This is a genomic window from Clostridium moutaii, from assembly GCF_041205085.1.
Classification (GTDB): Bacteria; Bacillota; Clostridia; order Clostridiales; family Clostridiaceae; genus Clostridium_B; species Clostridium_B moutaii.
Genome location: NZ_JBGEWD010000008.1, coordinates 120,896 through 140,418, shown reverse-complemented (window position 1 = coordinate 140,418; position 19,523 = coordinate 120,896). Strand labels below are relative to the sequence as shown.

At 33.6% G+C, this 19,523-nt stretch carries 14 protein-coding genes and 2 riboswitches; of the genes, 3 read left to right on the top strand and 11 right to left on the bottom strand.

Features of this window, described 5'->3' with window-relative positions; translation table 11 throughout:
• Positions 1 to 6: 6 nt before the first annotated feature.
• The 4 genes from dapA to AB8U03_RS10060 form a co-directional block, all read right to left on the bottom strand.
• Positions 7 to 885, bottom strand: a complete 879-nt coding sequence (gene dapA / locus AB8U03_RS10075; protein ID WP_369704419.1) for a 4-hydroxy-tetrahydrodipicolinate synthase — start codon at positions 883 to 885, stop codon at positions 7 to 9.
• Positions 886 to 1,041: 156 nt separating this feature from the next.
• Complete coding sequence (locus AB8U03_RS10070; RefSeq protein WP_369704418.1) at positions 1,042 to 2,808, bottom strand: PrpR N-terminal domain-containing protein; 1,767 nt, start codon at positions 2,806 to 2,808, stop codon at positions 1,042 to 1,044.
• A 161-nt stretch (positions 2,809 to 2,969) separates the two neighbouring features.
• Positions 2,970 to 4,142, bottom strand: a complete 1,173-nt coding sequence (locus tag AB8U03_RS10065) for a trans-sulfuration enzyme family protein (RefSeq protein ID WP_369704417.1) — start codon at positions 4,140 to 4,142, stop codon at positions 2,970 to 2,972.
• 86 nt (positions 4,143 to 4,228) lie between these two features.
• Positions 4,229 to 4,336: riboswitch (SAM riboswitch) on the bottom strand.
• Positions 4,337 to 4,437: 101 nt separating this feature from the next.
• Positions 4,438 to 5,208 (bottom strand): N-formylglutamate amidohydrolase, encoded by a 771-nt coding sequence (locus AB8U03_RS10060; RefSeq protein ID WP_369704416.1) that lies wholly within the window; start codon positions 5,206 to 5,208, stop codon positions 4,438 to 4,440.
• A gap of 391 nt (positions 5,209 to 5,599) precedes the next feature.
• Between AB8U03_RS10060 and AB8U03_RS10055 the strand changes: the two genes are divergently transcribed.
• The 3 genes from AB8U03_RS10055 to AB8U03_RS10045 all read left to right on the top strand — a co-directional run bounded on the left by AB8U03_RS10055 (position 5,600) and on the right by AB8U03_RS10045 (position 9,491).
• Positions 5,600 to 6,970 (top strand): MFS transporter, encoded by a 1,371-nt coding sequence (locus tag AB8U03_RS10055; RefSeq protein ID WP_369704415.1) that lies wholly within the window; start codon positions 5,600 to 5,602, stop codon positions 6,968 to 6,970.
• A 60-nt stretch (positions 6,971 to 7,030) separates the two neighbouring features.
• On the top strand, positions 7,031 to 7,897 hold the full coding sequence (locus tag AB8U03_RS10050; protein ID WP_369704414.1) for an isocitrate lyase/PEP mutase family protein: 867 nt from the start codon (positions 7,031 to 7,033) through the stop codon (positions 7,895 to 7,897).
• 445 nt (positions 7,898 to 8,342) lie between these two features.
• Positions 8,343 to 9,491, top strand: a complete 1,149-nt coding sequence (locus AB8U03_RS10045; protein WP_369704413.1) for a methyl-accepting chemotaxis protein — start codon at positions 8,343 to 8,345, stop codon at positions 9,489 to 9,491.
• A gap of 78 nt (positions 9,492 to 9,569) precedes the next feature.
• On the opposite strand, the gene AB8U03_RS10040 is transcribed toward AB8U03_RS10045, so the two are convergent.
• From AB8U03_RS10040 to AB8U03_RS10010, 7 genes are all read right to left on the bottom strand, one after another.
• A complete protein-coding gene (locus AB8U03_RS10040) occupies positions 9,570 to 11,447 on the bottom strand; it encodes a sigma 54-interacting transcriptional regulator (protein WP_369704412.1) in 1,878 nt (625 codons plus the stop codon).
• A 68-nt stretch (positions 11,448 to 11,515) separates the two neighbouring features.
• Positions 11,516 to 12,040: an FmdE family protein gene (locus AB8U03_RS10035; protein ID WP_369704411.1), complete on the bottom strand. Its 525-nt coding sequence runs from the start codon at positions 12,038 to 12,040 to the stop codon at positions 11,516 to 11,518.
• A gap of 86 nt (positions 12,041 to 12,126) precedes the next feature.
• On the bottom strand, positions 12,127 to 12,867 hold the full coding sequence (locus AB8U03_RS10030; protein WP_369704410.1) for an ABC transporter ATP-binding protein: 741 nt from the start codon (positions 12,865 to 12,867) through the stop codon (positions 12,127 to 12,129).
• Position 12,868: 1 nt separating this feature from the next.
• Complete coding sequence (locus AB8U03_RS10025; protein ID WP_369704409.1) at positions 12,869 to 13,648, bottom strand: ABC transporter permease; 780 nt, start codon at positions 13,646 to 13,648, stop codon at positions 12,869 to 12,871.
• Positions 13,649 to 13,653: 5 nt separating this feature from the next.
• Positions 13,654 to 14,625: an ABC transporter substrate-binding protein gene (locus AB8U03_RS10020; RefSeq protein WP_369704408.1), complete on the bottom strand. Its 972-nt coding sequence runs from the start codon at positions 14,623 to 14,625 to the stop codon at positions 13,654 to 13,656.
• 27 nt (positions 14,626 to 14,652) lie between these two features.
• Positions 14,653 to 16,665: an anaerobic carbon-monoxide dehydrogenase catalytic subunit gene (cooS, locus tag AB8U03_RS10015; protein ID WP_369704407.1), complete on the bottom strand. Its 2,013-nt coding sequence runs from the start codon at positions 16,663 to 16,665 to the stop codon at positions 14,653 to 14,655.
• A 100-nt stretch (positions 16,666 to 16,765) separates the two neighbouring features.
• Positions 16,766 to 16,870, bottom strand: a riboswitch (SAM riboswitch).
• Positions 16,871 to 17,588: 718 nt separating this feature from the next.
• Positions 17,589 to 19,409 carry an urease accessory protein UreH domain-containing protein gene (locus AB8U03_RS10010; RefSeq protein ID WP_369704406.1) on the bottom strand — a complete coding sequence of 607 codons (1,821 nt, stop codon included), beginning with the start codon at positions 19,407 to 19,409 and terminating at the stop codon, positions 17,589 to 17,591.
• Positions 19,410 to 19,523: the final 114 nt, after the last annotated feature.

Below are 19,523 nucleotides of genomic sequence, written 5' to 3'. Positions count from 1 at the left end.
TTATATTTAATTTTTATAAAATTTAACCATTTCCTTAATTTTTTCAAGTGCTTCACCTGTTGGCTCAGTTGCAGGAAGTCTTGGAGGTCCTACCGGAATGCTGTATAGTTCAACCGCTTTTTTAAGTACCGATGGAAGGGTTCCATATTTAAATGTATCTCTAAGAGGTTGAATTTTTTTCTGAGCCTTTTCAGCTTCTTCAATATTTCGCTTTAACCAATTCTGATAAATTGATACAACCACATCGGGAAGCATATTGGAAGTAGCAGCTATTGCTCCTGTTCCTCCTGCCATAAGAGTTTTAAGTATCAATGAATCTGTACCTGCAAGTACAGAGAATTTCTCATTTTTAGTAATTTCTATATATTTTTGAATATTTTCAAACTTGCCGCTGCTGTCTTTAATACCAATTATATTATCTACTTTGGCCAATTCAGCTACTGTTTCAGGTTCTAGCGTCATCCCTGTTTTCCCAGGTATGTTATATAAAAGTATTGGAAGAGACACGGATTCAGCTATTGACTTATAATGCTGGATTACTTCACTTTGACTTGGAGTTATAAAATAAGGTGTTATAATTGAAAGAGCATCTGCCCCTATTTTCTCCATTTCTTTAGAAAGTTCAATTACTTCTTTAGTGCCATTGCCACCTGTACCTACAAAAACAGGTACTCTTCCATTTACCTCTTTAATAACAATTTCAGCAAATTTCAGTTTTTCTTCCCTGCTCAATAAATGGAATTCACCATTAGTCCCTAGAATAAAAATGCCATTGACCCCTGAATCAATAAGATGATTTACCAACTTCTTTGAAACCTCAATGTTAATTTTCTGATCTTTCGTCATAGGTGTAACCATTGCAGTAATAATTCCCTTTAAGTCCATTTCAATTTCCTCCTTATCTATACGAAACATATTTTTATAAATAATTTATTAATGTGTTTCATTTTAAAACATTATAAAATCGATTACACTTATATTATATATACATATGTTTTAAAATGCAATAGTTTTCATTATTTTTTTGTATAAAAAAAGGCGCTATTGCAATTTGCGCCATAAAGTTGAGCGACTGATTCCTAACTCTCTTGCCGCCTTGGACTGATTCATTTGATTTTTCTTTAACATCTTTTGGATGATATTTCTTTCAATTTCTTCCAATGTTCCTTTTAATTCAACACTATCATCTTCCAGTCCATGGTTACAAGGTATATTATCAAGTACCTGTTCCACATCATTTAATTCTATATAATCGTTTTTACAAAATATAACAATTTGTTCTATGGTCTTTTCAAACTGAAGTGTATTTCCAATCCACTTATATTCCTTTAATCTAAAAAGTGCATCATCTCTGATGCCCACGATCTGCTTTCCATAGAAAGTATTGAATTCATTGATAAAAAGTCTAGCTAAACTATCCATTTCATCCATTCTGTCTTTAAGGGGAGGAACCTTTAAAGTAATAAGAGAAAACATATAATACAGCTCTACACTGAACTTATCATCCTTTACCAATTTCTCCATATTGTCTAAAGATGACACTACAAATCTAGAAGTCAAATTACTGTTACAGCGAAAAAATTTCACTAAAATATTTTGGCCGTTTTCTGAAAGTTCCTGTATATCCTTAAAATAAACAGTACCCTTATCCATATTTAACATACTGTCTGACAACATATGGGTGGAAACTATTTTATTCCAATCTTCCTCCGAAATCAGATTACAATCCAAAGTAATAAAAGCTCCAGATTTAGTACCATAACCAAAATGTAAAAATTCTGCCAGATCATCTTTCTCAGTACCCTTTTCTCCAAAAATCCAGATAGGTATATTGGTATCTTTACATTTATTTACCTTTTTCAATATATTCTTCATATACTTACTTTCTAAAAGCAATGACAATGTTTTACCTGTATTACTGTTTTTTATAGTAATTCCATGAACTTTATCCTTTGAATAATTGGATATCTTATGTAACTTAAATAGTACATAAATTTTATCTTCGCTTTCTATTTGACTTCCTGATATTCTCCATACAAAATTATTAAGCTGAATTATAGTATTAAATTTACTCTGATTTAATACTGCAATTGCCCATTCTCTTTTTATAAAATCCAGTTTGTTCTCAAATACATTATTCATATAAGTATTGGAATAAACATAGTTCAGTTCTTTATCCAAAACTATAATTCCTTCGTTTACCTGTTCAATAACAGCAGCTGGTATCATCTGTTCTCTTCTAACTGTCTTTAAAACATTGTAAATTTTTCTAGCATCATTAAAGGATTTCAAAACACTTTCTTTGCCGGATGTGAATAATACCGTATTAAAGCCTAATTTTTTCGCTTTCTGAGTAGTTACTACATCACCGATAATTATCTGATAATCTTTTTTGCTAATTTCCTGTAATTTGGATACTACCTCATCTTCGCTGTAAATTACATAACTTGGAATATCAATATCAAGCAATGAGCAGACTGTAGCTGCACCTTCCGATATTTTTGGAAACCCGACAATGGCAGCCTTTCCCTTCAATCCACCGCTTACAAGAGTTACAACACGCAGCATATCATAGCCGGAAACTTCTATATCAACCACAGGAATATTTACTTCCCTCTGGATTAATTCTGATGTGCCACCCCTGCTTATAATAATATCAGCACCCATCTTTTGTGCTTTTTTTGCTATATCCACTCCTGCATTTAAATCCCCAACCTCTGCCTGTAAATCAATATCTTTTTGATCTTTACCTAATTGAAGGATTAATTCTTTCAATCCATTATAAGGAGCAATCGCCACAATCTTCATATCTTCTCCTCCTGTTTCAATTTAAAACACCTTTTTTTATTATATCAGAAAAAGCCATATTTTCCTATATATTTTTATCAAACATCTCTTCACAGATAACTAGATGATAAAAAGGGTTCAAAAATTTTTGAGCCCTTTTTAAATACTATTCAAATATCAATTTATAATCCACATTTTTCTAGTGCCTGTTTTAAATCATAAATAATATCCTCCGCACTTTCAAGTCCTATACTGAATCTGATATATCCATCTCTAAATTCTTCTGGATAGAAATTAATTCTTTCATCATCTGGACCCGTATAAACAATAAGACTTTCATCATGTCCAAGAGAAACTGCAGGCACAATAAGTTCAAGTGAATTTATAAATTTATTGTGGGTTTTACCGTCTGCTTTAAGTGCAAAAGCTATAACTCCCGAGTACATCTTCATCTGCTTTTTAGCAATTGCATGCTGTGGATGGCTTTTAAGTCCCGGATATGCAACAAATTTCACTGATGGATTTGATTCTAGATACTGGGCGACTTTAAGTGCAGTATCACTGTGCTGTTTCATGCGAAGTGGAAGTGTTACAACTCCTCTCATTATAAGCCATGCATTAAAAGGACTTATAGTGCCTCCAAGGTTAACCATTGCCTGACTTTTTATTTTATCTATAAGATCCTTTCTTCCTATTACTGCTCCGCCCATGGCATCACCATGTCCATTTATGTATTTTGTCAGACTATGTACCACAAGATCGGCCCCAAGTTCAAGAGGATGCTGCAGATATGGAGATGCAAAAGTACTGTCAACACTGAATAATGCTCCAATGGATTTAGCAATTTTCGATATTTCTGCAATATCACTTATTTTTGTAGTTGGATTTCCCGGAGTTTCAACATGAATAAGTTTTGTATTAGGTCTTATGGCTTTTTTTATCTCTTCTAAATTGGATGTATCTACAAGAGTTGCTTCTACCCCGTACTTATCCGGCAAGTACTGATTAAGCAGCCTGTAAACTGCTATATACGAAACATTTGAACAAATTACATGTGATTTGTTACTCAAAAATGTAAAAAACACGCCTGCAAGTGCAGCAACTCCGCTTGCCAGAACTACGCAATCCTCTCCACCTTCAAGTGCGGCCAATCTCTGCTGGAGATACAATTGATTTGCAGAAGTATTTCTAGTATAGAGTATCTGATTTGGATCACTCCAGTTAATTGATGATGCATCTTCTGGAAGTCTATAGCAATTCGCCATAGTTATAGGACGTCTAATAGAACCTGTCTCCTTATCAACACCATTACCTACATGTATGCACTTTGTTATAAAACTAGTTTCCCTGCTCATATATTTCCTCCTTATAAATTTAATAAATAATCATACTAAAAAAGTTGTCTTCCATAAGAAAAACAACTTAATTGCACAAGATATTTTTCTTATCTTTCAGAAAATTCTGCTGGAATTAACACCATACATTGTGAAATAACAATGTTGGTTGTCGGGTTTCACAGGGCCAGTCCCTCCACCACTCTTGATAAGATTTAATTTTCTATTTAATTTCTTTTATATTATATTAGAATCAATTTTTTGTCAAATAAAGTTTCCCCAAGGTGATTCAAAATTTTGCCATATCTCAGAGGAATCACAATTTTCTCTTTATCTCTAAAAGTGCTTTATTTAAACGCACTTTGGCATCATTAAATAGCCTATAATCTATATCTTTAACTTCTTCCTCACCAAAATACCTGTTTTCTATATATGTAGTGTATCTTATTTCAATTTGCATAGTTTGTACATCATTTAGAGAGCTGTAATGGGATGTAATATATCCACCTCTAAGCCCCTTCTCATCAATCTTTACATTAAATCCACTGTCTGAAAAAGAATCATATACAATATTTAAAAAATCCCTGGAGCAGGTTTTCCCTTCACGAGTTCCAAGGATTATGTCTGCCTTGGATTGTTCAAAAAAGCTGTGTAAATCCAGCAGATAAACATTTCCTTTTATTTTTAAAATTTTATTTATCTGTCTATAGAGACTTAAATGATAGGGTTTATATATTTTTTCTATTCTATCTTCTATTATATTTTCATCAAGTGCTTTACTGTAAATTTCCCTATTAAATGTGGTATTGTAATATATCAAAGACTTTGTATATTCATCATGTACATGTTTATTTTTAATATCCCTATTTACATCTATTACATATCGGCTGTAATTAGCTGAAATTGAATTTATATTTAATTCACTCAAAAAATCGTATAGATCTTTTAAAAACCAATCATTATTTGCGAGTATTACACCCTTTTTCATATTTTCTTTCATCTCTAAAGTTATGTTACTTGAACTGTGAGGTATGCTCGCTATAATATTACAGGGATTATCATTATTTTTTACCCTAACTGAATTCATTATACCATCCCCCTCCTATATGATGACCTTAATATCAATATACCACATAAATTCTATATATTACTATCTCTTCTTGCTAAATAAACTTATATAAGTGACATCCAGTACAAGGCCTGCATAGATGTAGATGAACATGAAACAAAAACAATACATCTTATCTAAAGACAGCCTGCAGATCCCATAATATATATTATTATATATTCTATTGCAACTTACTCCTTTCATTGTTTTATTTAAATTAAAACAAGTTTAAACATAAATGAAACAATTATATTAAAGATTTACATATTGGCTCTTTTTATTATTGGCACAAATATTGCTTTTATGATGTCATATATATTGGATTTTGCAAAATACCAAATTATTTATTAAAAGATGGAGGTAATTGTAAATGGGGAATGCCAATTCTATCATAGATAATAATTTTATATCTGAAAGAATGGATCGTCTGCCAGTATCAAAAATACATTATAAAATCTTATGTTTAACTGGACTTGGGATGTTTCTAGATAGCTTTGATATATATTTGGCAAGTAGTGTATTAGGTGCTTTATTAAAAAATGGATGGTCCACAATAACTTTAAATGCCACTTTCATTTCAGTATCATTTATAGGACTTTTAATAGGAGCTCTTATAACAGGATTTCTTGGAGATAAATATGGACGTAAATTTGTGTACAGACTTAATCTCTTAATTTTTGGAGGTGCATCCTTAGTTGCTGCAATTTCTCCAAATATGAGTTTTTTGATAGTATGCAGAGGCTTTATAGGTATAGGTCTTGGAGCCGAAATAGTTACAGGATATGCTCTTCTTGGAGAATTTGTCCCTGCAAAAGTTAGGGGACGATGGGTTTCCATGTTGTCATTGATAACTAATATAGCTGTACCTGTTTCTGCATTATTGGGCTTAATTATCATACCAACTATAGGTTGGAGATACATGTTTGTATTTGTAGGCATATCAGCATTAATTGTTTGGTACTTGAGGAAGGTAATTCCGGAATCTCCAAGATGGTATGAATCAAAAGGGAAAATGGAAGAAGCAGAAAAAACAATTCAAATATTTGAGAAAAGTGTAGAAAAAGATAACAACATAAAACTTCAACCAATATCTCCATCAGAAATACATGTAAATAAGAGAACTATTACTACTACCCCAGGAAAGTTTTCAGATTTATTTAAAGGCAAAACCTTATCAAGAACAATAGTCGGCTCTATAACTTTAATAACTATAAATACACTTATATACACTTTTATAACTTGGGTTCCTACATTATTTTTGAAAAGCGGTATAAATCTTTCAAAGTCATTAGGCTACACTACTATAATGATGATTGGTGCACCACTGGGTGCAATAATAGGAAGCTTTATTGTAGATAGATATGGTCGTAAATGGTGTATTGTATTATTTATGGTTTTGGCAGGTATTTTAGGATATGCATATCCACTTCAAAGAAATATGTTCACAATACTAGTACTAGGCTTCTTATTGACAATAGCCATATATATACTGGTAACACTAGGACTTGCAGTATATGTACCCGAACTCTTTCCAACAAAAATAAGACTCAGGGGAACTGGATTTGCAAATGCTGCTGGCAGATGTGCTACCATATTCAGCCCTTATGGAGTTGCCTGGCTATTGAATGATTATGGTTCAAAACCAGTATTCGCAGCTCTTGGAGTACTTTTAGCCTTAACTGCACTCATTATTGCTGTATTTGGGGTAGAAACAAAACAAAAACCATTAGACGAAATTTAAGATATTATTTTTATGTATCTTAACCAAAATAAAACAATAAATTTTTAGGAGGAAATCATTATGGGTAAAGGAAAAATAATAAAAGATTATATAAAAAGGGGAGATTTGTTGGTTTCACCAGGAGCATTCAACAGTATTTCTGCAAAAATAGTAGAACAAGTTGGTTTTAATTCCGTTTATATGACGGGCTATGGTGCTGCTGCCAATCTCTTAGGTTCACCGGATATAGGACTGCTTTCAGTATCTGAAATGACAAAACACCTATCATACATGAGCGAATCAGTAAATATACCTATAATTGCTGATGCTGATACTGGATATGGAAATGTATTAAACATGTATAGAACTGTTAAAGAATACGAAAGAGCAGGAGCTGCTGCTATACAGATAGAAGATCAATCCTGGCCAAAAAGATGCGGTCATATGGATGGTAAGCAAGTTATACCTGCCGAGGAAATGGTAGCAAAAATTAAAGCAGCAGTGGATGCAAGGCAGGATGAAGATACAGTTATCATAGCAAGAACTGATGCACTTGCTCCTATAGGATTTGACGAAGCAATAAGAAGAGGTAATTTATACAAGGAAGCAGGAGCAGATGTCATATTTGTAGAAGCACCTCCTGATGTAGAAAAATTAAAACAAATACCCAAATTAGTGAAAGCACCTATACTTGCCAATATGATAGAAGGCGGAAAAACTCCCGTACTTTCGGCTAAAGAACTTCAGAATTTAGGATTTGCAATAGCTATATATCCTGTTTCAACCTTATATGTTATGACAAAAGCAGTTAAAGTTCTTCTGCAAGGACTTAAAAGTACAGGTACAACTCAAGGCAAGATAAGTGACATGATAGATTTTCCTGAATTCAATGAAATTGTTGAATTAAGTAAAATAAGACAAACTGAAAAAAAATACAACAACATCTAGATATGAACTAATATAAGTGGATTATCTCAGAGTAAATTTTGAGGTAACCCATTATTTTTTAAGTTTATCTTTTATAAGAATTAACTAAAATTAATTGCATTTTTGACTTTTAAATATGCTTTCAGAACTATTTGTTATATTATATTTCTTTAAATATTTATCTAAAAAAGTTTTGCCCTGAAATCCAAATGTATTGTATTGTTTACATTTCATAAATATTTGAATTAAAAATATTATTTTATTAGAAAAATTTTTTTGTCATACTATTTTTATACACATATATTAATAAAAAAATACATTTTTAGATAATTTATGGTATAATAAATCATATAATTTGTTGAATTTAATGTCAAAAATAAAAATCTACGCAAAAAAAGTCTATTCCACTAATGCAAAATAACAGGGGAAATTTTTAAGTATAATAGTAGAAAAGGAGAAGCATATTATGATTTCGATAAATGCATTGGAAGATTTAAAAAAATTAGCAGAAACACAGGCTGATTTGATACCTGGGGGAATTGTATATGGAATTATAAATGGAGATACCATGGAATGGGTACAATATTCCAAATCTTTAAATATAAATGTGTTTTATGTTGGTCAAAAACTAAGAGAAGATAGTATAACTCGTAATGCCATTCGTGAGAAAAAGACATTAACTCAAAAAATTCCACGCTCTGTTTACGGGACAAGATTGGATATAATTTCAATTCCAATTGTAGATGAAACTGGTAAAGCTACCGGTGCATTTTCCATGGCGTTTCCACGATTACATCCTGTAGCCGGAGCTTTTGATAGGTTTGCACCAATATTATCTCAAATGTTTCCAGAAGGTGTCTTTTTATGTTTGACTGACCTAGAAAAATTTGTAAAGGTACAATCTTCAAAAAAATTCGATATACCTTCTATAAAAGTTGGAGATAAATTTGAAAGTGATTTTTTGAGCGGTGAAGTTATAAAAACGGGAAAAGAAAAAGAACAGGAATTGGATGCTTTAAAATTTGGAATTCCTGTAAGAAATGTTAGCTTTCCATTAATTGATGAAGATACTAACGATGTTGTTGGAACATTTTCCATAATAACACCAAGAGAAGTTGCGGTAAACTTAAAGGATATGTCCGGTAATCTTACGGAGAATATTACTGGTATATCTTCTGCTATTGAAGAATTAGCGGCATCTGCGTCACAAATTCATACCAATGAGCAGGAACTTAACAGCGACATTAACAAAATAATAAAATTATCAGAAGAAATAAATGAAGTGACTTCTTTCATAGAAAGTATTTCGGATGAGACAAAAATGCTGGGATTAAATGCTGCAATTGAAGCAGCTAGAGCAGGACAAGCAGGTAGTGGTTTTGGAGTTGTGGCAAATGAAATTAGGAAGTTGTCAGATCAAGCTAAAAGTACAGTGCCTAAAATCAAAAAATTAACAGATGATATTAAGGATAGAGTTGAAGAATCCAGTGAAAAGAGTAAAGGCTCATTATCTTCTAGCCAGGAACAGGCTGCTGCCACAGAAGAAATTACAGCAAGTATAGAAGAAATAACCACCATGTCAGAAAGACTAAATGAAATTGCTCGTAAACTTTAATCCGAATGTACATTCCCCCGAGGTGATACAAAATTCACCATTACCTCGGGAGAATTTTACCCACAGCCCCTTTAACATCTATAAGATCCCATAGTCCTTTATTTTACGCCATAATGTCGTCCTGCTCATATTGAGCTTTTTAGCAGTTTTCTCTCTGTTACCATTAAATTCAGAAAGAGCCTTTAAAATACATTCAACTTCTTTATTTTTATTTTCCATATTTATAGATTGTCTTTTCTTGTATAATTTATCTACTAATTCTTCTGCACTAAAATAATTTTCATCTTCATTTTCAATAAATACAGATATTCTTTTCAAAACATTTTTTAATTCTCTTACATTTCCTAAGAAATCATAATTCATAAGTATTTCAAATATTTTCTCCCACTTCTCTCTATACATTTTATAAAGATCTCCGAATCTTTTTGTTATAAGCTCTCTTGAAATTTCGGGTATATCTTTTCTTCTATCTCTAAGTGGAGGTATATTAAGTTCAAGAACACTCAATCTATAATAAAGATCCTCTCTAAAACTTTTGTTTAATACTTCTTCCCATAAATTTTTATTAGTAGCACTGATTATTCTTACATTTATGGGAATTATTTTGTCACTTCCAAGTCTCATAACTTCTTTTTCCTGTATGACCCTCAAAAATCTTGATTGAAGACTTCTAGGCATTTCAGCTATTTCATCAAGAAATATAGTGCCATTATGTGCTAATTCAAATAATCCAATTTTCCCTCCTTTTTTTGCCCCTGTAAAAGCTCCCTCTTCATATCCAAATAATTCCGATTCGAGAAGATTTTCCGGTAATGCTGCACAGTTGACAGCAACAAATGCTTCATTTTTACGCCTGCTCTCATTGTGTATACTGTTGACGAATAATTCCTTTCCCGTTCCCGATTCACCTGTAATAAGGACCGTAAAGTCACTTCTGGCATATTTTTTAGCCAATGTTATACAATCTTTTATAACCCTGGACTTTCCTTTTATATCATCAAAAGTATATTTTGCCACAAGTCCTTTAGTGTAAATTTCCCTTCTCACCTTATGTTCTGAATTCTGTATGGATTTTATATCCTGAAATGTAGCCACTGCTCCTTTAAATTGACCATCTATAGTAAGAGGCAGCCTATTCGTAAGAATGGTCTGCCTATTTATTTTTTGTATCTGATTTATCTCTTCTTTTTTAGTAATTATTATTTTATCAAGCCTTGTATTTTCTATAGTCTTGTCAACAGGTTTTCCTATGACATTCTCTTTAGATATTCCCATAATCTTTTCAGCCATTGGATTATACACCTGTATAATATTATTCTCATCCGTTGCCATAATTCCACAATAAGCATAATTTAAAATAGCATTTAACTGAATATTTTTATATCTTTGTTTGCCAATGGATTCCCTAAGCTGTATTGCATATCCTATTGCATTTATTATACTATCCTTAGAATAAATAAAAATGGAATTCAAACCTATTTCATCACAAATATCACATACCATGCTGGCGCCTATTATAGTATTAACCCCTGATTTTTTTAAATCATTCAATATATTTCTTAATTGATTGTCATCATTAAAACACTTTTGTATTATATTAATACTAAATATATTTTGATGTAAATTAAAATCTACTATAGGCTTTTTGTAAGTTACTATAGCCACGGTATTTGAATTTTTCTTTGCCACAGCAAGATTTTCCATCATACTAAAACCTGAAATTTTTATATCTACAATAGGAGCATCTGGAATATTGTATTTGAGCATTTCCAAATTACTGCTTCCGCTTACAAATACATCAACTTTATCATTATCCCATAAATTTTTTGCAATATTTACAGTATCTTTAAATTTTGAATTTATTATATACATTTTTTTTAATGTGTAATTATCTACATTTAACTTGACAGACTTAGTAAGCCTATCATAGCTCATAATTGCAATTCTTGGTTTCATAAAATCGCTTCCTTAATTAAATTTCCCCCGAGATGCCGTAAAATTTTACCACCACCTCGGGGGAACTACTACCATCCTCTTGAATATTTATGAAAACAGTCAAGGCAGACTTTCTTTCCATCTTCCATTCTTATTTTATTTTCGGATACCCCCTCACCGCATATTTCACACGTCATAGTTTTAAAAACCCTTGCAGTTTTGGGCATCTGAAAATCTGGCTTTTTAATATAAAAAATATCTTCTATTGGTGCTTCTAAAATGTATTTTTGTCTCTCCTCTTTATCCATCCTTATTTTTGAAGGTTTTGACACGATTCTTATGCTATCTCCATTTTCCCTGTTAAAAAATGAAAAAGCCATCTTTCCTGTTCCCCTGTATATTAAATTGCCCTTTCCTAAAGTACACCCTGTCATAACCTGCACTGCATCAACTCCGCAGGAATCGTTTTCAGTGACACATACTATTTCTTCATCTGTAGAAAAATTTATGTTCATATTTTTCCCAGCTGCTTCACAGGCCCTGAAACCTATAGCTAATCCAGGACATTTATGACCATGGAAGTCCACACATTTATTCCATAAATTTTCATTCATTAATAATCCACCTCCTTTTTTAATTATACTCCAAAATTCCCCCGAGGCGCTGTAAATCTTTATCACGACCTCGAGGGAACTATCTTCTATTTAAATTCCATGAACACTCTATCTCTTATTTGCAGAAATTTCTTTCCAATTCTATCTCTTTTTCTTGGTATGGGTACGTCTATTATACTTTTTATTTTTCCCGGACTTGGGGTCATAATTATAATTCTATCTGCAAGAAACACTGCCTCATCAATATCATGAGTAACAAAAATTATTGTCTTTTTCTTTTCTTCCCATATATTGGATATCTCATCTTGCATGTTCATTCTTGTCATTGCATCCAAAGCTCCAAAAGGCTCATCCATAAATATTACTTCTGGGTCCACCGCCAGAGCTCTTGCAATAGCTACCCGCTGCTGCATGCCCCCTGAAAGTTCAGAAGGACGATTTTTGCTGAATTTTGAGAGACCCACAAGTTCAATATACTCATCAGCAATTTTACCTCTCTCTTCCTTGCCGATATTTTTAACTTCAAGTCCAAGCTCCACATTTTTTTTAACTGTTCTCCAGGGAAGTAAGCCATAATTTTGAAATATGGTTATATAATTTATGGAAGGTTCAATTACTTCTTTACCATCTATAAATATATTTCCTGAAGAAGGCTTGTCAAATCCGGCTATTAAGTTTAAAAGAGTAGATTTTCCACAGCCGCTGGGGCCCAAAAGGCAAATAAATTCTCCCTTTTTTACATTCAAATTTATATTGTCTAGAGCTGTAAACTGTGTCTCTTTTTTATTTCCATACACCTTTTTAACTGAATTTATTTCTATAAACACACTATTTACCTCCCTGTCCAGGTACTGCAATACCCCAGGTCTTTCCTATCCACTTTTCGAAAAGAACAATTAGCTTATCCAGCAGCAACCCTAAAATCCCGATGAATATTATTCCTGCAAGCAGAAGATCGGATCTAATTGAGTTCCTTGAATCTACAATCAAATAACCAAGTCCAGACTGGGCTCCCACCATTTCACCAGCTACAAGAAATATCCATGCAGTTCCAACAGCTATATGCAGTCCGGTAGCTATATTGGGAAAAACAGCCGGAAATATTATCTTGGTCAATATACTGGGCTGCTTTATACCAAAATTTTTAGCAACTTTCAAATAAGTTCTATCTATATTTTTTACAGCTGATACTGTAGAAAGCAAAACCGGAAAAAAAGCAGCAATAAATATTATCACAATAGCTGGTATATCTCCTATGCCAAACCACAATACAATAAAAGGTGACCATGCAATAGGAGAAATAGGCCTTAAGATCTGGGCAATAGGATCAAAAATGCCCCAGAGTTTTTGAAACCATCCAAAAACAAGTCCCAAAATTATTGCACTAACCACTGCTGATAAATATCCCAGGAAAAATCGAAACAAACTTACCTTTATATCAGTAAACAGCACACCATTAACAATAAGCTCCTTCATCCCCTCTACCACTTTGGCAGGTGAGGGTAGAAGCGATGGCTCGTATTTACCCGATAAAACCAGAGCTTCCCATACAGCTAATAAAATTCCGAATCCTATAAATACATTTGCAATCTTTCTCAACTTGCTCATTTTTATCACTCAGCCTTACTAATCAGTGAATTATCAACAAAATCATCATACTTAGGAGGATCTTTCAATAAATTCATATTTATAAGATATTTTGTCAAAACATCATAATCACTTTTTTCAATTTTCAAATCAGTATAAGATGTATACTTTAAAGACGCATCCAATACCTTTTTATCAACACTCATATATTTTGATGCTATTTTCTGCACCTTTTCATCCTTGGCTTCAGCTTCTTTTCCCGCTTTAATATATCCATTTACAAACTCCTGTGCCGCTTCTTTATTATTTTTTATAAAATCATTTCTAAGTACCAATCCACAGCAAATTGAATTTTTCCATATGTCTGCAGATGTATACAATATCTTTCCTTTGCCGTTTACTACGGATTTAGAAGCAAAAGGTTCTGCAACTATATATCCAGAAACACGTCCTTCAGCCAATGCGGAAGGCATCTCTGCAGGAGTAAGCTCTACTGTTTTTACATCGGAATAATTAATTCCTGCATTTTTAAGTGCCTGATAAAGCAAAATATTCATGGTAGAAAACTTTTGAGGTATTGCAACAGTCTTACCCTTTAAATCAGTTATGTTTTTAATATCTTTGGAAACTATAATATTTGTCCCATCTCTGTGCCCAAGTGCAACAGCTTTTAAATCTATACCCTGCTCTTTAGCTTTCATTGCAAGCTGTATAAGTACAGAAGCTCCATCAACCTTTCCTGTATTTAAAGCATCCATTAGCTCCGGCCATGTTCCAAACTTAACAAGTTCAATATTCACATCTTTAAATTGATTCTTATTGACCTTTGCATCCTCATTTTCTACATATAAAGGTACGGCATGAGTTATAGGTAAATATGCTATTTTAATTGTTTTCTTTTCATTACTTCCTGTTGTATTTTTACCTCCGCATGCAGTAAGCCCTAAAACAAGACTCAACACAAGTGTACCTATAATAAGTCTTCCCAATCTTTTCATAATGATCAACCTCACTTAAACTAAATTTTAATCCCAGTTAAGGGCTTTCCTCTTTTGTTTTAAATTATCAATTATCCTGTTTGCCAGTTTAATTGGATCTACATCCACAGTCATGGTAGAACCCAGTGACTTTTTAGTTCCAGTCAATATAAAATTCATAACATTGTCCGACCCTTGTACTGGTGCATGAACACAATGATAGGAATTTACTCCTAAAAGTCTGAAAGCAAGTGCTGCTCCTATTCCCTTTTCATTGGACCATTCAGGACTTGCCAGTGCATATGGCATATCTTTAATTGCTTCCCCGGCTTCCGCGGCTACACATGAAAACACTCCTGAAGCCCTTGCATTATCTATGCACTCTCCCATATGCCATACCGGTGGAAGATCCGGTTCCAGAAAACTTCTCAAACCCTGACCTGTTTTTTCAAGTGCTGAAACATTGCAATATCCCAATTTCAACAGTGGAAATGATGCACAGCCATTAGTCAATACAAGAACATTGTTCTTAATCAATACATCTGCAACATCTACGACTGCCTTTTCATAAATCACTCTGGGATTATTACATCCTACCAGATTTACAATTCCTAAAATCTTTCCACTTTTCAGTGCTTCTAAAATCGGCTTCATCCCTTTAAATCTATTCTGTACATATTCAAGAGAAAAACCAACTTCTGCATCCACTTCATAAGGCGGTATAAATACAGGCATACCCTTTCTGTTCTCAAAACTTTCGATTGCCCTTGTAACTATTTTTCTTGCAATGGCCTGGGTCTCATTTATATTGGAATGATCATGGTTATAGGCATAATGCTCAGCTCCCGGAAGCCTTGAGGAATCACTTGTGGTGACAACCACGGTTTTATAACATGCTGCCACCTCCATAATTGACGGAAATACATCCTGAACATCAGCCACCCATAGATCCAAAGCTCCTGTACCAAGCACCAATTCTGCACCTACTGCATTTGACAACGGAATTACCCCATTATATCTATACATTGCTGAAAGCCCGGAACAACATATTCCATAAAATTGTATACCCTTAGCTCCTTTTTCTTTAGCAAGTTTAATAAATTCCTCACTATGTCCCTGTTTTATGATCTCACTTACAAGAACCGGTAAATGTCCATGAACTGCTATATTTACATAACCTTTTTTAAGTGCCCCTACATTGACTTTGGAAGTTCTCCTGCCTCCTATACCAAAAAGGCTGTCCGTTGCAATATTGGATCCTACAACACCTGACCATACAAATGCAAGTCCACATCTTAAAAATTGCTTCATCACATTTCTCCAGTCACCATCCGTTGCAGCACCTGTTCTATGAAGTGCCTCAAACACTTCATGATAGGCTCCTATAGGCAATATATCCATATTGCTCCATACCTTTATTCTCTCAGGAGGTGCACATGCCTGTATTGTTTTATACTCACCTGGAACAGTTCTTGATATATCCTCCAATAAAATATCCGCAACTTTTGATGCAAGCTCCTCTACTGTTTTTCCCTCTGTATCTATTCCAAATTGCTCTGCGGTTTTCAGCACCTTATCTTTTCCTTCAATAGGCAAATTAAGTTTACCTTCTGCTGCATATTTTAAAGCAAGAATAACTTCTCTCGCATGTATTCCATGGGCTGCAACTCCCCCTGCAAGACCTCTTAACAAATTTCTGGACACTATAAGATCTGCATCAGCTCCACATACTCCCTTGGGGCTTTTAGGAGTAATTTTACAAGGCCCCATATAACAAATCCGGCAGCATACCCCTGCAAGACCAAAACTGCATTGTGGTTTCTGCCTGTCAAATCTATCAAAAGTTGTGTCACATCCTATTTGTTCCATGTGCAATATCATTTCCTTTACTGCCGGATCTGGAGTCTTGTCAAGGACATCCTGTTTTGATGCAAAAGTCTTTTTATATTCGGCTACTGCCTTCATGTAATCATTAACGCCGCCATGGTGATGGTGTTCATGGACATGTTCATCATTATGATCATGTTCATGATGATAATGGTTATTTTCATCAGAATTCATTGTTTAAAACCCTCCTAAATCTAAATAATTTAAATTACTAGGAACTTTTGTAAAATAAAAAGCTTTTTTGTAAAATGAGATACAAAAAAGCCATACTTTTTTCTCATCTTTCAGACCGTAGTCTGCTGGAATTAGCACCATGCATTAAATAAATTCAGGTTGCCGGACGTCATAGGGCCAGTCCCTCGGTCACTCTAGATAAGAACTAATTATTAAATTTTATATGTTCATTATATAATTCTACAATTTTTTTGTCAATAAAATTCCCCCGAGGTACTATAAAATTTTGTCAATGCCTTGGGGGAATTATCTTACATCTGCTGATGCATAAGTGCCATTTCAACAACTCTGCTTAAATATTGTCTTGCTTGAGTCATTGACATGCTGCAATTTGTCAATGTGGTTAANCTGATGCATAAGTGCCATTTCAACAACTCTGCTTAAATATTGTCTTGCTTGAGTCATTGACATGCTGCAATTTGTCAATGTGGTTAATAACTCTGGATGATGACACTCAAACATCCTTACAATCTCTTGAGTATCTGTTCGTATTCTTTCCCTGTCTGCCTCTGATATATTTTCCGTCATGTCTTGCATTTTTTGTCCCATATCAGGCATATGCTGCATAGGTGGTGTTGTACTTTCATTATCCATTCTATTCTCTTCAGGTTCCTCATTTCTGAACATGGATTTGTATTTCCTCGGCATTGCAGGCCTATTCATAATTCTGCTGTTCATTCTGCAATAGCAGCACATTGGCATGATTTCCATCTCTGGATGTATATATGGATACATAAAAACCTCCGATAAAATTTTCTTACGATATTATACTATGCAAAAGATTTACATAAAGGTACATAGTTCATCACAACCATATATTCCATAAATTATTAAAAAGGTAGTAACTTTGAAAATAGCTAATTTCAACTGCCTATATATTCTTTTCTAATCTGTTCCAAATCTGCATTTTTCGAATTATCCACTACAACTATAGCTCCTATAACATTGCCATCCTTTGAAATTGTATATATATCATTCTCATTAAAAGAAATATCAACTTCAACAATTCCTTTTTTGCCTTGAAAAGAAGCAATTGAATTACCTGTATTAAGAGATGAAATTATAAAAGTTCCCTCTGGAGTATCAAAATTACTTAAATCGAAGTTCAAAATTGTGTCAACATTCTTTGTTACAACTACAATCAATGGTTCAAACTCATATCCTGTCCCTTTAATTGAAGCAGTCTGCCTGTTTCCCGAGTCTGCAGCTTTTTGAATCAATCGGCTAGTCTCAACTTTACTTAAATCTGTACCATAAATGCTTGGTTCTTTAGCTGTAGAATCTCCTGATCCTGCAGCTGACCCATTCATATTACAACCAGGCATTCCGCTGGATGGAGCCGGTATTGAAGAATCAGGTCTTGAAGTATCTACAGTTGAAATATCGTCAACCACCTTAATTACACCCCTAATCATACCCATTCCACAGCTGAAATTTATATCTTTATCTTTTGGTGTAAATTCAATTACATTTTCACCAGATTGTAAATTCTTTTGGATGTTTAAGGAAGGTACAATAATTTGTCCGTTACAGGAGTTAAGCGCTTTGCCGTTAATTATCCATTTTACAGGCATATTTTTTTGAACATACAATCCATTTGGAGTATATCCTGCATCATCTGCTGTCATTTTAATTACCTGAACTCCATTTTCTACAGTTGGTTTAGCAAGGTTTGAAGATGATGTGGATGTTTTGCTATCAGATAAACCAGCTGCCAATGTGGATACGGTTGGTATGTTTACACCAGCTAATCCCAGTCCCCTGGTTCCCATTATAATACCCAGAACCACCACTAGTATTCCACTAAATTTTAATAGGGTTTTTGTATATTCTCTGCTCATCAGACCTGATAATGCACCAAGGCTTAACATTAAAGGTATTGTACCAAGAGAAAATACCATCATGGATACTGCTCCATTAAGAGCACTTCCTGTTCCCAAGGCGTACAACTGCATTGTCTGAAGTGGACCGCATGGCATAAGTCCATTGAGAACACCAATTAGAAAGGGTGCCTTGGGTTTTTTCTTTACTGAACAAGCAGACCATGGAAGTTTTATGTTTAATTTTCTAAAGAAACTATAACCGCTCATGTTAAGTCCCATTATTATCATGAATATACCGGCAAATATTTGAAGTCCAGCTTTCACGGATATGGATAGAGAAAACACTGATCCTAGGGCACCAACTATCCCACCGATTACCGTATAAGATAAAACTCTTCCTGCATTGTATAAAACAGCAGGTTTAATAGAATCAATTTTACTCTTGTTATCTCTATTTATACTTTGTGACAGCATTATTCCACCACACATACCCACACAATGTATTGATGTAAGTACTCCAACCATAAACAAAACCAAATACGTGGCACCATTAAGTCTGGAGGTCATATCCACTCCGCCTGTTGAATTTCCAATCAATATAATTGCAGCTGCAATTACAAATATACCGGCTATTTTATACTTATCTGAACTTTCAGTACTATAGCCGCCTGCTTTAATTGCGGTTTTAATATCTTCAGAGTTGCAGAGATCTGCATCATATTCTACAACTAAAGATTCTTCGTTAAAGCTTGCTACAGCATTTTTTACACCGTCTAATTTTTTAACTGCCTTTTCTACCCGTAATTCACAGGAAACGCATGTCATATCAAAAACTTTAAATTTTTCTTTTTTAACGTTCACATCTTCAACTCCTATATAATCTTCATTATTTAAATATAAAATAAAATTATGCAGATAAAAATCCAATTTAATAAGTCAAGTATATACATTTCATATGAAGATATTATGAAAGTA

Excerpts from the sequence above, each read along its gene's own strand:
- dapA (WP_369704419.1), bottom strand. The coding sequence starts at position 885 with ATGGACTTAAAGGGAATTATTACTGCAATGGTTACACCTATGACGAAA.
- AB8U03_RS10070 (WP_369704418.1), bottom strand. The coding sequence starts at position 2,808 with ATGAAGATTGTGGCGATTGCTCCTTATAATGGATTGAAAGAATTAATC.
- AB8U03_RS10065 (WP_369704417.1), bottom strand. The coding sequence starts at position 4,142 with ATGAGCAGGGAAACTAGTTTTATAACAAAGTGCATACATGTAGGTAAT.
- AB8U03_RS10060 (WP_369704416.1), bottom strand. The coding sequence starts at position 5,208 with ATGAATTCAGTTAGGGTAAAAAATAATGATAATCCCTGTAATATTATA.
- AB8U03_RS10055 (WP_369704415.1), top strand. The coding sequence starts at position 5,600 with ATGGGGAATGCCAATTCTATCATAGATAATAATTTTATATCTGAAAGA.
- AB8U03_RS10050 (WP_369704414.1), top strand. The coding sequence starts at position 7,031 with ATGGGTAAAGGAAAAATAATAAAAGATTATATAAAAAGGGGAGATTTG.
- AB8U03_RS10045 (WP_369704413.1), top strand. The coding sequence starts at position 8,343 with ATGATTTCGATAAATGCATTGGAAGATTTAAAAAAATTAGCAGAAACA.
- AB8U03_RS10040 (WP_369704412.1), bottom strand. The coding sequence starts at position 11,447 with ATGAAACCAAGAATTGCAATTATGAGCTATGATAGGCTTACTAAGTCT.
- AB8U03_RS10035 (WP_369704411.1), bottom strand. The coding sequence starts at position 12,040 with ATGAATGAAAATTTATGGAATAAATGTGTGGACTTCCATGGTCATAAA.
- AB8U03_RS10025 (WP_369704409.1), bottom strand. The coding sequence starts at position 13,648 with ATGAGCAAGTTGAGAAAGATTGCAAATGTATTTATAGGATTCGGAATT.
- AB8U03_RS10020 (WP_369704408.1), bottom strand. The coding sequence starts at position 14,625 with ATGAAAAGATTGGGAAGACTTATTATAGGTACACTTGTGTTGAGTCTT.
- cooS (WP_369704407.1), bottom strand. The coding sequence starts at position 16,665 with ATGAATTCTGATGAAAATAACCATTATCATCATGAACATGATCATAAT.